The sequence below is a fragment of the Virgibacillus sp. NKC19-16 genome (genome assembly GCF_021560035.1).
In the GTDB taxonomy this organism is placed as follows: Bacteria; Bacillota; Bacilli; order Bacillales; family Amphibacillaceae; genus Virgibacillus_L; species Virgibacillus_L salidurans.
In genome coordinates this window covers 3,382,135-3,397,146 of record NZ_CP074373.1, presented here as the reverse complement: position 1 = coordinate 3,397,146, position 15,012 = coordinate 3,382,135, and the positions used below count along the sequence as shown (strand labels likewise).

The following is a 15,012-nucleotide window of genomic DNA, read 5'->3' as shown; positions in this document are numbered from 1 at the left end:
GGGGTCTGTCCCTCGCTACACTAAAGTAATAAAGCGTTGAGGGACAGGCCCCCGAGGCGGGAGAGAGATTATGGCATATAAAGATGAACAATTACATGAGGAAAAGGTGTTTAAGGATCCTGTACATAGATATGTGCACGTCAATGATAGGGTCATTTGGGATCTGATTGCTACACCTGAATTTCAGCGGCTGCGCCGGATTAAGCAGCTTGGGACAACGAATTATACCTTTCACGGTGCGGAGCATAGCCGTTTCAATCACTCCCTTGGCGTTTATGAAATTGTAAGGCGGATTATTTACAATTTTAAAGGGAGGAAGCATTGGAATGAGGATGAGCGCTTGCTTAGCTTATGTGCGGCGCTGCTTCATGATTTAGGGCATGGGCCGTTTTCCCATTCTTTTGAGAAGGTTTTTAAACTGGATCATGAACATTTTACACAAAAAATAATTCTCGGCAATACCCATATTAATCAAATTTTAGAGCGTGTTAGTACAGGTTTTGCGCAAAAGACCGCTGATGTGATTGCAAAAACATATGAAGATAAATTAGTTGTCAGCCTCATTTCAAGTCAGATTGATGCGGATCGAATGGATTACCTGCAGCGTGACGCTTATTTTACCGGGGTGAGCTACGGACACTTTGATATGGAGCGAATCCTCAGGGTAATGCGCCCGATTGATGACCAGGTTGTCATTAAGTCAACGGGGATGCATGCGGTTGAGGACTATATTATGAGTCGCTACCAAATGTACTGGCAGGTATATTTTCATCCTGTGACGAGAAGTGCGGAAGTCATTTTGTCGAAAATCCTGCAACGCGTGAAATATTTATTTGAATCGCATGCCTTCACATTTAAGCTCGAACCAACACATTTCCTGTCTTTTTTTGAGGGGGATGTTGCGCTGGATGAGTATTTGAAGCTGGATGAGGCTGTTGTGCAATATTATTTTCAAATGTGGCAGGAAGAAGATGATGCGATTTTAAGCGATTTATGCGAACGGTTCATGAATCGCCGCCTGTTTAAATATATCGAATTCAATCCGAATGTACAGCGCGAGGCATGGCTGGAGCTACAAGCGTTGTTTCAGGACTCAGGACTTGACCCGGATTATTATTTGGTTGTAGATTCGTCCTCGGATTTGCCGTACGATTTCTATCGCCCAGGGGAGGATGAGGGGCGTCTGCCTATCCATTTACGCATGCCGAATGAGGAATTAAAAGAGCTTTCCAGCCAATCCGATATTGTCGAAGCGATTTCCGGAAAAAAACGCACAGATCACAAGCTTTATTTTCCAAAGGATTTATTGGATGAGCTGACTGATGAAGATAAGAAACAACGTATCAATGAAATCTTATACGGCCAGGGAGAGATCAAGGATGTTGACTAATCACGCGCGATTGATGCAGTTTTTTTCAGTAGCAAAAGAAATTACAGGCAGGAAAAAAATGCAAAAAATGATCTATATTCTTCAAAAAAGCAATGTGCCTTTTGAGGAAAAATTCCATTTTCATTTTTACGGTCCATACTCGGAGGAGCTGACGTTAAGGGTAGAGGAGCTTTACAACCTGGGATTTCTGAATGAAACAAAAGAAGATAAGGGAAATTACTCCAGGTACCATTATACAATCACGTCTGAAGGGGAGACGTTTTTGGAACAATTCTCTGTCGAAATGCCTGCTATCTCAGGTCGGGTGGAAATGTTGCAACACTTTAGTTCCCGGTTTCTTGAGCTTGTTGCGACAATGCTTTATTTTGACGATTTGTCCTTCGATCAAATGGTAGAAAAAATTCATCGCGTTAAGGGGAAGCAAAATTATACAGATGAAGAAATGCAGACCGCACTAAGTGTTATCGATGGGATGAAACACTAGATACAAATAGTGAAATCACCGTATCACCTGTGCTACAATTAAAAAACAATAGAAATATGAAGGAGGTTCCTGCGATGAGTTCAGAGCAAGATCAGCCGAAGAAGAAAAATGCGTTTACCATTATTAAGGATGATTCAACAGACGGCCATGGGGGTTATGGTGCAGGTACAGTTAGTTTGGAAAATATGTCACCGGTTATCGTTGACCCGGCGGAAGCGCAAGCGTATGTGGATATGGACGTCATGCATGCCCGCAGTAAAGTAGAACGACGTGTAAAAATAATACCGAACCGTGATGAAGTGCCAAATGGCAAATTATACTGGTTTGTTTGGGTGAATGTTGAACGTAACGAAAACGGCCCATTTTATGCTGGTGTAGCCGGAAGCGAATTCATCGTTGATCGTTCGATAAAACGCGCCTATAAATCCATGCCTCAGCATGTTACACATATGGAAAAGTCTTTAAAAGGAAAAATTGTTGTAGAACACATGGATGAGCCTTCGAAAAAAGTACTTAAGGATTTTCTGGTCGACTTTGACGAGGACATGTGGAAGAATTCAACCGATGAATTAAAACAGGCGTTACCAGAATAAAATTATTGAACATTTTGTGTCCGAATCATGAACATTTACTTAAAATCTTGTACTTTGCAACAAAACTTTGTAAAATATGAATACATGGGCTAACTCATGTTTACTAGGACACAAAAGAAGCCGACACGTCAGGTGAAACGGACATACACTGATGTGTTGGCTTTTTTTATTTAATGGGCAAACATGAGAAGTGCCCCCGCGCTTCTTTAAGAAAAACGCTTTTTGTAAGTAATGTTGCTTTTAAATCACCGCAGTTGATATAAAATGCGACGTAAGTGCTGTTTGCTATAATCGCCGTTCGGGTCAGCGAAGGGCGGATGCGCCTCCTTAGGGCACGGCTTCAGCCTCCTTGCCCCGGCAAGGGGTATGCCGACGTTGTCCGCAAAGGACGGTTTTAGTCGGCCTTCCTTAGAATAATCCCGCGGGGTCTTCAGACACGTGCTTTTCCCGCAGGAGTCACCGCCCTTCGCTCACCCGAACTAGTGAGATGGTTCGATGTCTAGACATTGATTACTAATACAATTTAGCGGTAGTAACCGGAACACTAAGCGGAGGAAATACACGGAGACTCCTGCGGGAGCAGAGGCCTAGGTGAGACCCCGCAGTGCGTCAGCACGAGGAGGCTCATCAGCCGCCCGCGGAAAGCGAAGTGTATTTCCGGAGCGGTGGATTAACAATCATATCAAGATACGTCGCAGTTTATATCTTTTGCGTCAAAAGCAACAAATGTTTTCGGTGGGACGAACCTTTGGTGCAGTCCCAATCTTTTAGAAAATAGCCTTAAGAAAACAAATCAAACCATCTTTCAAAAATTCCCCGGTCGTCACTTTCGCTGTCGTCCCCGTGATAATGCTCCGAACAATGACCTTGAGGCTCTGTGCCTTCTTCAAAGAACATGACACGGCTTGCATCACAATAGGGTGTGGCTCGCTCGCCGGTTTCAGGGTCAATGGGAACACCCACGACACCTTCAGGGATATCAAAATTTTCCTGTTCCATTCCTTGATGAGCAGCCTCCATGAAGCCAGACCATATATCTTTTGCATAGGCGGATTCTGCAACGAATTCCATGGAACGGTTATCGTCATATCCCGTCCAGATCCCTGATACAAGGGAAGGTGAATAGCCAATCATCCAGCTGTCAGAATTTGTCGTCCCGGATTTCCCGGCATATATCCGGGTAAGTTTACTTGCAATAGATGAGCCGGTCACAGCCATATACCCATCGAGTTCACTGTCGAACATGCCTGTAAGCAGATGGGTTAAAACAAACGCATTTTGCGGATCAAGTACCTGCTCCCCCGCTTCGTCATCTCGCTTAAAGACTGTTTCACCATGACGATCAATAATTTCTTCAATCGTATAACCGGAAACACGTCTACCGCCATTTGCGATCATGCTATAGCCACTGACCATCTCCTCCATGGAAACAGCAGCAGTCCCGAGAGCGAGCGACGGCACTGCCGGGAGTTCGCTTGTAAATCCAAATTCCTCCTCTGCTGTATCTGCCAGCGTCTGGGTACCTAAAAACATATTCGTTTTCACAGCATAGACATTGTCAGATAGCGACAACGCTTGTGCCAGGGTTATTGGTTCATTGGCATAGTAATCATTAAAATTACTTGGCTGATATACCTCCCCGTTCTCCAGTTCAAAAGCGGTCGGTTTGCTCATCAGCATCGTGCTAGGCGTGTACCCATGTTCAAGTGCGGCATAATATAAAAATGGCTTGAACGTAGACCCAGGCATCCGTTTAGCCTCTATCGTGCGGTTAAAAGTACTCTTTTCATAATCCCGTCCCCCGACCAAAGCTTGAATTCCGCCCGTTTGTGGATCCATTGCCATAGCGCCAACTTCAATATCGCTGGTCGGATTGATGGTCTCCTCGATTTGATTCTCTAGCTTTTCCTGCTGTTCCGTGTTCAATGTTGTATGGATTTGAAACCCACCGGATCTCACGTCTTCTTGATCAAGTTGCAAAATGTCAGCAGCCTCATTTAGTGCCGCATCTTGAAAATATGGCCCGATTTTATCCTCTTGTCTTTCCTCCTGCTCTGCATACACTAATTCTTCCTGCATCGCCCCATTATAATCCTGACTTGTAATTCTACTTTCTTCCTGCATAAGGTTTAAAATCTGTGTCTGCCGATTGCTTGCATTGGTTTCATTATTAAATGGAGAATAATAGGTCGGCCCATTTGGAACAGCAGCTAACATGGCCGATTCAGCTAATGTTAAATCTTCAGCAGATTTATCGAAAAAGTAATTACTTGCAGCCTCGATCCCGTACGCCCCATGCCCATAATAAATCGTATTGAGATAACCTTCCAAAATCTCTTCCTTGGAATAAAACATTTCCAGTCGAATGGTGTAAAACGCTTCCTTGATTTTTCTAGTCCATGTTTTCTCATGGGACAAGTATAAATTACGCGCATACTGCTGGGTTAGTGTACTTGCACCTTCTTTTAGTGACATGCTCCTGATATTTTTTAAAATAGCCCCAGCAATCCGTTTGAAGTCAAATCCATTATGTTCGTGAAAATGTTGATCTTCGATGACCAACGTGGCATCGATAATTTCCGGAGCCATTTCATCCAAATCTATCCAGTGGCGGTTTTCAGTGCCTTGCTCTTCACCAATGACATTACCACTTGCACTATAATAAATCGTATTTTGTTCATTCATTAGGGGTGGTGGACCTAAAAGAAAACTGATAAGATATATACCAAACACAAAACTAAAGGCTAAGGCGAGTGTACCTAGTCCTAATTTTAATATGATTCGATTCTTTCGTTTATGTAATTTTTTTCTCATAATGATTAGCTCCAATGTATGTCTGCATTAGTCACATTATGGGGAAAGATGAAGATAAATAAACTTATTTATAAAAAATGTAGCGCGCCTATCCCGGTAAACGCTATAATAAGACAATATAAGCTATAATTCACTTCGGGAGCTGAGAGAGATTGATGGATGCATTACAAAAACAGGTTCAGATCGAACTCCGCACAACCATTGATGACAATGGGCAGATGGAGTATAATACGCTGAGTCGCCCTGGAACGTTTTTTCGGAAAGATAAACTTGATGTGATTACATATGAGGAAGAGACGGAAGAAGACGTGACCACAAAAAATCTGATCACCATTCAAGACGGAAAAGTCAGCATTAAACGGACAGGCGGGCTTGCGATGAACCAGCAGTTCCGCAGCCGACAAACAACGGAAAATGTATTAAAGCATCCGTATGGAACCATCCATATGGAAACATACACCAATAATATTACATACCAGCCCTTTGATGATAGGGAAATGGGTAAATTAACTATTTCCTATACGGTTAAATTAAATGGGCAGGAAGAACGAAAGCATGAACTTGCGCTAACATTTAAGGAGGAGGGTTTAGTGTGAACATCCTAACGCAAACAGAGGATACATTAAAACAGCAAATTGCCGATGCGGTTATTCAGGCAGAACTTGCTTTGAGGGAAGAATTACCTGAAATTATATTGGAAAAACCGAAAGAAAAAGCGCATGGTGATTTTGCGACAAACATTGCCATGCAGCTTGCGCGTATTGTAAAGAAAGCGCCACGTGAAATTGCAGGTGACATTACAGCAAACCTGGACCAATCCAAGGCACAGGTTGAAAAGGTGGAAATCGCTGGCCCTGGGTTCATTAACTTTTTTATGAAAAATGATTTTCTCAGGAACGCCATTCCCGGAATTTTACAGGCTGGTGATACCTATGGACAAACAAATACAGGTAACGGCGCGCGAGTGCAGGTTGAGTTTGTTTCTGTAAATCCGACTGGTAACTTACACCTGGGGCATGCTCGCGGAGCCGCTTATGGTGATGTGCTGTGCAATGTGCTTGCAGCTGCAGGCTACGACGTCGAACGTGAATATTATATTAATGACGCCGGCAATCAAATTGATAATCTTGCTCTATCTGTTGAGGCACGCTACTTGCAGGCACTGGGAAAAGATGCAGAAATGCCGGAGAGCGGCTACCAAGGGGCAGATATTGTTGAAATTGGCAAAACCTTAGCGAGTGAATATGGGACGGAATGGGTAGATGCTAAATCATCAGACCGATTGGCATTTTTTAAAGAGTACGGATTAAAACATGCGCTTGGAAATATTGAACATGACTTGAGCGACTTCGGCGTTCATTTTGATAATTGGTTCTCGGAAATGTCACTATATGAGAATGACAAAATTACAGAGGCATTGCAGACATTGGATGCGGGTAATTACGTCTACGAACAAGACGGAGCAACCTGGTTTAGCTCAAGTGAGTTTGGTGATGATAAAGATCGCGTATTGATTAAACAGGACGGTAATTATACGTATTTGACACCGGACATCGCTTACCATAAGAACAAGCTAGACCGGGGGTTTAATAAAATTATCAACGTATGGGGCGCGGATCATCATGGCTATGTTCCAAGAATGCGTGCAGCGATTCAGGCCCTTGGGTACGAGGCGGAAAAATTTGATGTTAAAATTATTCAAATGGTAAACCTGTTTGAAAAAGGCGAAAAACAGAAAATGAGTAAACGCGCAGGGACTGCAGTGTCCTTACGGGAATTGATGAATGAAGTCGGAGTGGATGCTACCCGCTACTTTTTCATGGCACGTTCCAATGATTCCCAGCTTGACTTTGATATGGATTTAGCTCGTTCGGAGTCAAATGATAACCCGGTCTATTATGTGCAATACGCACATGCCCGTATTTGCACGATGCTCAAGCAAGCGGAGAACAAGGGATTTCAAGTAGATGCGGAATTTGACGGGGGACTTTTAACATCCGAGAAAGAAGTTGACCTACTTAAAAAACTTGGTGAATTCCCGCAAACGGTGGCAGAAGCAGCCGAGAAACATATGCCACATAAAGTGACGCAATATGTATTTGACTTGAGCTCATTGCTGCACAGCTTCTATAATGCGGAGAAAGTACTCGATGATTCTAATAAAGAACTTACCCATGCACGGATTGCCCTGATGAAAGCAGTGCGGATCACAATTGCAAATGGACTTGGCTTAATCGGTGTGACGGCTCCGGAAAGAATGTAATGCTACTAGGGTGCTGTCTTCCTAAAGGAGAGGGCAGTGCTCATAATAATTATAAAATTTTCAGGAAAATAGGTTGACTGAATGATCATTCACCGTTAAAGTAGAGATAAGTATTAAAGGCTGTTTTTTAAAAGATTGTTGCTTATAGCATAAAAGATATAAAAGAAGACGTAACTTAAAATTAAGGGTGATGCTTTTTTTTTACCCGCTGCGTAAATACACTTCGCTTTCCGCGGGCGGCTGGTGAGCCCCCTCGTGCTATTGCACTACGGGGTCTCACCTATGCCTTTCCTCCCGCCGGAGTCTCAGTGTATTTCCTCCGCTAGTGTTGTGCATTTTAAAATCAAACAACAAATATCCACATTTGATAGTTGATTGGAGCGGAGGACCGTTGACTCCTGCGGGAAAAGCACGAGTCTGAAGACCCCGCAGGATTATTCTAAGGAAGGCCGACTAAAACCGTCCTTTGCGGACAACGTCGGCATACCCCTTGCCGGGGCAAGGAGGCTGAAGCCGTGCCCGCGGAAAGCAACGGTCCGCAGCGGAAATCAACAGGCACTTACGTCGCATTTCTATATCAACTGCAAAGATTTAAAAGCAACAATATTTACGAAAAGAGGCCTTGGAAAGGAAGCCAATATTTCCGAAAAATGCAATCGTTATCATTTTTCGGTATGATAGAATAAAAGGGGGAGCGAGATGGATACATTTTTGTTGATTAACTTATTGGCGTTCATAGCAATAACACTATACGGATTATACTTATTTGTTAAAGTTGTAGCAACAAGAGTCTCCTATATTAAACTTGGTCAAAAAACAGAGTTTGATTGGGCAATCAAAGAGCGATTGCGCCGAATTGGTAAGATTGTTTTTGGACAATCCAAGCTCCTGAAGGATAAAAAATCCGGCACCATCCATGTTATGATGTTCTATGGCTTTATTCTTGTCCAATTTGGTGCTATTGATTTTTTCGTAAAAGGATTATCACCGGGTAATCATCTACCATTCGGTGCATTCTACCCAGGTTTTGTATTTTTTCAGGAATTGGTAACATTAATGATTCTAGTAGCAGTAGGTTGGGCATTTTATCGCCGCTATATGGAAAAAATTGTTCGCCTGAAGCGAGGATTCAAAGCAGGTTTAGTATTAATATTTATTGGAACCTTGATGGTATCCGTACTCGTTGGAAATGGCATGGCGCAAATTTGGCACGGGGAACCGATGACATGGACGGAACCTGTTGCTAGTTTAATAGCTGGAGCATTTGGTTGGATGTCACCAACAGCCGCAATGGTTGCCTTCTTTATCGCTTGGTGGATACATACGATTACGATTCTGACATTCTTGGTCTATGTACCACAATCCAAGCACGCACACTTGATTGCAGCACCTATTAATGTGTTTATCAGCAAGCGTGTACCGGGTAAATTAAAGAAAATCGATTTCGATATGGATGAAGTTGACGAAGAAAGTGAAGAAGAGATTTCATTTGGTGTTGGGAAAGTAGAAGATTTTGACCAGCGTCAAATGCTCGATTTCTACGCATGTGTGGAATGCGGGCGTTGTACGGATGTCTGTCCGGCTTCCGGTACTGGTAAGATGTTGTCACCAATGGATATTATGGTTAAGGTTCGCGATCATTTAACCGAAAAAGGTGCAGCAATCACCGGAAACACGCCTTGGGTTCCTGCCTATGCATTCGCCGGCTCTCAGGGAAATCAGGCAAGCGGCTCACAAGAGGCAGCAGCGACCGTTCAAAGTGCAAGCTTAATTGGTGACGTGATTACAGAAGAAGAACTCAGCGGATGTACTACTTGCCGTGCTTGTGAAGATGCTTGTCCGGTAAGCAATGAACATGTTGGTCAAATTATTGACATGCGTCGTTACCTCGTCATGACAGAAGGGAAAATGGATCCAGATGCACAACGCGCTGTCATGAACATTGAGCGCCAAGGAAATCCTTGGGGACTTTCTAAAAAAGATCGCATCAAATGGCGTGACATTGACGATTCTGTCTATATTCCAACAGTAAAAGAACTGCAAAAAGAAGGAAAAGATTTCGAATATCTTTTCTGGGTAAGTTCCATGGGAGCATATGATAGCCGCAGTCAAAAGATTGCTATTGCTTTTGCAAAACTAATGAATAAAGCTGGCGTTAGCTTTGCTATTCTAGGAAATAAAGAAGCGAATTCAGGTGATACAGCTCGCCGAATTGGGAATGAATTTTTATTCCAGGAAATCGCTGAGAAAAATATAAAAGAATTTGAGAAAAATAATGTGAAGAAGATCGTAACCATTGATCCGCACGCATATAATATTTTCAAAAATGAATACCCTGATTTCGGGTATGAAGCTCAAATTTTTCATCATACACAGCTCATGTTTGACCTTGTTACGGGCGGGAAGCTAAAGCCTCAACGTAAAATCAACCAGCGATTGACCTATCATGACTCTTGCTACTTAGGCAGGTATAATGGGGTATATGATCCACCAAGGGAAATCTTAAAATCTATTCCCGGACTGGAATTGGTAGAAATGAAACGCAACAAGGAAAACGGTATGTGCTGTGGTGCTGGCGGGGGCTTAATGTGGTCCGAGGATACGACTGGTAACCGCATTAATGTTGCCCGAACAGAGCAAGCAATGAATGTTGAACCAACGATGATATCCAGTGCCTGCCCATTCTGTTTAACAATGTTAAGTGATGGAACAAAGGCGAAAGATGTGGATGAAGATATTAGCACCATGGACGTTGCAGAAATTCTAGCATTATCCGTGTTTGTGGAAGAAGAGGCAAAAACAGCATAAGAGGGGGGAAGTCCCCTCTTATTTTCAAAGGTTAATCTGAGCGAGCGTTCAATCGCCATCATATTACAAAGAGAGGATGATTTTTAATGAGAAAAACAGTGATTGTTTCCGGAGCAAGAACGCCATTCGGAAAATTTGGGGGAGGTCTAAAGCCATTTACTGCCTCACAACTTGGCGGTAAAGCAATGGAAGAGGCCTTACGTCGTGCCGGAATGGAAGGTGGAGAAAACGTTGATGAAGTGATTATGGGTACTGTCTTACAAGGCGGACAGGGGCAAATACCTTCACGCCAAGCAGCTCGAGAAGCCGGTATACCTTGGGATGTTAAGACAGAAACTATTAATAAAGTTTGCGCATCCGGCCTGCGCAGTGTGACCCTTGCTGATCAGTTGATTCGCCTTGGTGATGAAGACGTCATCGTTGCCGGTGGAATGGAAAGCATGAGCAACGCACCTTATTTCTTGCCTGATGCAAGGTGGGGGAATCGCATGGGTGATAAAACGGTGAAAGATATGATGGTACATGACGGCCTAACCTGTTCGTTCCATGGTGTCCATATGGGCAACTACGGAAACTCCACAGCAGAAGAATACGGGTTAACGAGAGAAGCACAGGATGAATGGTCATACCGTAGTCATCAACGTGCAGTGAAAGCAATCGAAGACGGCAAATTTGCAGAAGAGATCGTATCCCTGGAAGTTCCCCAGCGTAAAGGCGATCCGATTGTCGTTGATACAGATGAAGCACCACGAAAAGACACGACGGCGGAAAAACTTGCGAAATTACGTCCTGCCTTTGATAAGGATGGAACAATCACTGCGGGTAATGCACCTGGTGTGAACGACGGTGCAGCTGCATTTGTGGTTATGGCTGATGAAAAAGCTCGGGGCTTAGGCAAAACACCAATGGCTACTGTACTGGGCGATGCGGAAGTAGCAGTAGAAGCCAAAGATTTCCCGCAAACACCGGGACTTGTCATCAATAAATTATTGGATAAAACAGGGCACTCTAAAGAAGAAATTGACTTATATGAAATTAACGAAGCATTTGCTGCCGTTTCACTGGCCAGTGGCAAAATTGCCGACATCGATCAAGAAAAAATAAATGTCAACGGAGGAGCAGTCGCATTAGGACATCCTATCGGCGCAAGTGGTGCCCGCATTATTTTAACATTGATCCATGAACTAAAACGCCGAGGCGGAGGACTTGGAATCGCAGCAATCTGCAGTGGCGGCGGCCAGGGAGATGCGATGTTGATTGAAGTGCCAAAGGGGTAAGGATCGATTGTGGGGCGATTATTTCGAGTACCTTATCGCCCCACATTTAAAAAAGGAGGAACTTTAGCAATGACAATTCAAAACGTTATGGTAATTGGTGCAGGACAAATGGGAGCAGGGATTGCTCAAGTTTGTGCCCAAGCAGGATTTGATGTGCTATTAAATGACATGAATGAAGAAGCCCTCGATAAAGGACTGAAAAATATTGAAAAACTGCTCTCCCGTTCCGTTGACAAAGAGAGAATAACAGAAGAAGATAAATCAGCAGCATTAAACCGCCTACAGCCCTCTTCAACATTAAAGGATGCAGTTTCACGAGATTTCGTGATTGAAGCAGTTGTGGAAAATATGGATGTGAAAAAGCAGGTATTTGGTGAGCTTGACGTTGTTGCGCCAAAACATACTATTTTGGCATCGAATACATCTTCACTTCCAATTACGGAAATCGCTGCTGCAACGAATCGCCCTGACCAGGTTATTGGCATGCATTTTATGAATCCGGTTCCAGTCATGAAACTTGTAGAAATCATCCGCGGATTGCAAACAAGTGATGAAACCTATCAAGCTATCGAAACAATGGCAAAACAATTAAGCAAAACACCTGTAGAGGTAAAAGATTTCCCGGGATTTGTTTCTAATCGTGTGCTTATGCCGATGATCAATGAGGCCATTTTCACAGTCTATGAAGGAGTCGCCTCCCCGGAAGATATCGATACTGTCATGAAAATGGGTACAAATCATCCGATGGGTCCACTAACATTGGCTGACTTTATTGGTCTGGATACATGCCTCTATATTATGGAAGTACTGCATGACGGGTTCGGGGACAGCAAATATCGTCCTTGTCCATTACTCAGAAAATATGTGAAAGCAGGGTGGCTAGGGAAAAAATCCGGGCGTGGCTTTTATCAGTACGACTAACAAGCACGACATACAAAGAAGGGGGCAGCCCAGATGAACATGCAATTTTCAGAGGAACAGGAAATGATGCGCAAAATGGTTCGCGATTTTGCTCAAAATGAAGTTACAAAGGAAATCGAGCGAATGGAGCAGGAGGATCGCTTTCCACAAGAAATCATTCAAAAGATGGGCGAACTTGGATTAATGGGGATCCCGATTCCGCAAAAATATGGTGGAAGCGGGATGGATTACAGTTCGTATATTATCGGGATCAATGAGCTATCCAAGGTGAGCGCTACACTAGGTGTGATTTTATCTGTACACACATCTGTTGGTACCAATCCAATCCTTAAATTTGGAAACGAGGATCAAAAGAAACATTACTTACCAAAACTTGCTTCAGGCGTATATTTAGGTGCTTTTGCAGTGACCGAGCCTGGTGCCGGATCTGACGTTTCCAGCATGAAGACAACCGCTAAAAAGCAAGGCGATCATTATATTTTAAATGGCTCCAAAGTCTTTATCACCAATGGTGGAGCGGCGGATACATACATTACATTTGCCCGGACTGGTGAAGGACCCAATGGTATTAGCGGGTTTATTGTGGAAAAAGATACGCCTGGACTACATATCGGGAAAAAAGAAAAGAAGATGGGCTTGCATGGCTCAAGCACTGTTCAATTAAATTTTGACCAATGTGCTCTTCATGAGGAACAGCTTCTCGGCAGGGAGGGAGATGGATTCCAGATTGCGATGGCAAATTTGAATGTTGGGCGGATTGGTATTGCGGCACAAGCACTCGGAATAGGAGAAGCAGCATTGGACCATGCAGTAAGCTATGCAAAAGAAAGGGAACAATTTGGAAAATCAATTGCTGCCAATCAAGGGATTTCTTTTAAACTGGCCGATATGGCGACAGAAGTGGAAGCAGCTAAACTATTAGTCTATAACGTGGCGTCTATGGTCGAGCGTAATCTCCCGTGTAGCAAAGAGGCGTCGATGGCTAAAATGTATGCATCAAAAACAGCGATGAATGCAGCCATTGAAGCCGTGCAGGTTCATGGTGGCTATGGGTACACAGAAGATTACGCGGTAGAGCGATTATTTCGTGACGCAAAAGTTACCGAGATTTATGAAGGTACAAATGAAATTCAACATATGGTAATCGCAAAAAATCTACTAAAGGATTAAGGAGGAAAATACAAATGAATTTTCAAGCATCAGAAGAACAGGAAATGTTGCGTAAAATGGTTCGTGATTTTGCCAAAAAAGATGTTGAACCAACGGCGGCAGAACGTGATGAAGAGGAGCGCTTTGACCGCGGAATTTTTGATAAAATGGCCGAACTCGGTTTGACTGGAATCCCGTGGCCGGAGGAATATGGCGGTATAGGATCCGATTTTGTCAGCTATTGTATTGCGGTGGAAGAATTATCAAGGGTGTGCGCATCGACTGGTGTAACGCTTTCCGCCCATATTTCCTTAGCAAGCTGGCCTATCTACACATATGGAAATGAGGAACAAAAGAAAACCTTCCTAAATCGCTTAGCAATAGGTGAGGCGCTGGGAGCGTATGCGTTGTCGGAGCCAGGTGCAGGCAGTGATGTTGTTTCGATGAAAACAGCCGCAAAAGAAGACGGGAATCACTATGTATTAAATGGCAGCAAAGTTTGGATTACCAATGGCGGCGTTGCCGATATTTATATCGTATTCGCAAAAACGGATGCAGATGCGAAACATAAAGGAATATCAGCATTCATCGTGGAAAAAGGTACAGAAGGATTCACATTTGGAAAAAAAGAAAGGAAACTCGGAATTCGCTCATCTCCTACGACAGAGCTGATCTTTGAAAATTGCCGCATACCTAAGGAAAATATGCTGGGAGCAGAAGGTGATGGCTTTAAAATAGCAATGACTACACTTGATGGCGGCCGTAATGGTATCGCTGCACAGGCGTTAGGAATTGCTCAAGGTGCACTTGATGCATCCGTTGATTATGCAAAGGAAAGGGAACAATTCGGGAAGCCGATTGCTGTTAATCAGGGAATTTCATTCAAACTCGCAGACATGGCAACAGAAGTCGAGGCTGCACGCCTATTAACATATCAAGCGGCATGGCTGGAATCAGAAGGAAAGCCATATGGAAAAGCATCCGCCATGTCGAAACTATATGCCGGTGACGCAGCTATGAGGGCAACAGTGGAAGCCGTTCAAGTATTCGGCGGCTACGGCTACACGAAGGACTACCCGGTGGAGCGCTACATGCGTGATGCAAAAATTACACAAATTTATGAGGGAACGAATGAGATACAGCGTGTTGTTATTGGGAAGATGTTGACGAAGTAAGGTTGGGGAGTGTGCGTCTGAATCAGATAGCGTGTTGTCAAAAAACGGTAGAGCGCTGCGAAATCGGGAGAGAAAATGACTAAAACGGGAGAGCGTACACCTGAAACGGGAGACAGCACGCACAAACCGGGAGACGGC

The 15,012-nt window shown here is 43.7% G+C and carries 11 protein-coding genes; 10 read left to right on the top strand and 1 reads right to left on the bottom strand.

What is annotated here, in order from left to right; genetic code table 11:
* Positions 1-70: 70 nt before the first annotated feature.
* From KFZ58_RS16910 to KFZ58_RS16900, 3 genes are all read left to right on the top strand, one after another.
* Positions 71-1,390: an HD domain-containing protein gene (locus tag KFZ58_RS16910; RefSeq protein WP_235792450.1), complete on the top strand. Its 1,320-nt coding sequence runs from the start codon at positions 71-73 to the stop codon at positions 1,388-1,390.
* A complete protein-coding gene (locus tag KFZ58_RS16905) occupies positions 1,380-1,874 on the top strand; it encodes a YwgA family protein (RefSeq protein WP_235792449.1) in 495 nt (164 codons plus the stop codon). Before KFZ58_RS16910 ends, KFZ58_RS16905 begins: the two co-directional genes overlap by 11 nt.
* A 74-nt stretch (positions 1,875-1,948) precedes the next feature.
* The gene (locus tag KFZ58_RS16900; RefSeq protein WP_235792448.1) at positions 1,949-2,467 is read left to right on the top strand and encodes a YwhD family protein; all 519 of its coding nucleotides are present in this window, start codon (positions 1,949-1,951) and stop codon (positions 2,465-2,467) included.
* A 780-nt stretch (positions 2,468-3,247) separates the two neighbouring features.
* Here the strand turns inward: KFZ58_RS16900 and KFZ58_RS16895 are convergent.
* Complete coding sequence (locus tag KFZ58_RS16895) at positions 3,248-5,281, bottom strand: transglycosylase domain-containing protein (protein WP_235792447.1); 2,034 nt, start codon at positions 5,279-5,281, stop codon at positions 3,248-3,250.
* 155 nt (positions 5,282-5,436) lie between these two features.
* On the opposite strand from KFZ58_RS16895, the gene KFZ58_RS16890 reads away from it, so the two are divergent.
* From KFZ58_RS16890 to KFZ58_RS16860, 7 genes are all read left to right on the top strand, one after another.
* Positions 5,437-5,877 (top strand): YwiB family protein, encoded by a 441-nt coding sequence (locus tag KFZ58_RS16890; RefSeq protein ID WP_235794773.1) that lies wholly within the window; start codon positions 5,437-5,439, stop codon positions 5,875-5,877.
* Positions 5,874-7,544, top strand: coding sequence for an arginine--tRNA ligase (gene argS / locus KFZ58_RS16885; protein ID WP_235792446.1), 1,671 nt, complete (start codon positions 5,874-5,876; stop codon positions 7,542-7,544). The genes KFZ58_RS16890 and argS overlap by 4 nt, the downstream gene beginning before the upstream one ends.
* Positions 7,545-8,243: 699 nt before the next feature.
* Positions 8,244-10,352, top strand: coding sequence for a heterodisulfide reductase-related iron-sulfur binding cluster (locus tag KFZ58_RS16880; RefSeq protein WP_235792445.1), 2,109 nt, complete (start codon positions 8,244-8,246; stop codon positions 10,350-10,352).
* Positions 10,353-10,438: 86 nt separating this feature from the next.
* Entirely contained in the window at positions 10,439-11,629 is a 1,191-nt protein-coding gene (locus tag KFZ58_RS16875) for an acetyl-CoA C-acetyltransferase (protein ID WP_235792444.1), read from the top strand.
* A gap of 69 nt (positions 11,630-11,698) precedes the next feature.
* Positions 11,699-12,550, top strand: coding sequence for a 3-hydroxybutyryl-CoA dehydrogenase (locus KFZ58_RS16870; protein WP_235792443.1), 852 nt, complete (start codon positions 11,699-11,701; stop codon positions 12,548-12,550).
* Between the two features lie 33 nt (positions 12,551-12,583).
* Positions 12,584-13,720: an acyl-CoA dehydrogenase gene (locus KFZ58_RS16865; RefSeq protein WP_235792442.1), complete on the top strand. Its 1,137-nt coding sequence runs from the start codon at positions 12,584-12,586 to the stop codon at positions 13,718-13,720.
* A 14-nt stretch (positions 13,721-13,734) separates the two neighbouring features.
* On the top strand, positions 13,735-14,874 hold the full coding sequence (locus KFZ58_RS16860; RefSeq protein ID WP_235792441.1) for an acyl-CoA dehydrogenase: 1,140 nt from the start codon (positions 13,735-13,737) through the stop codon (positions 14,872-14,874).
* The last annotated feature ends 138 nt before the right edge of the window (positions 14,875-15,012 follow it).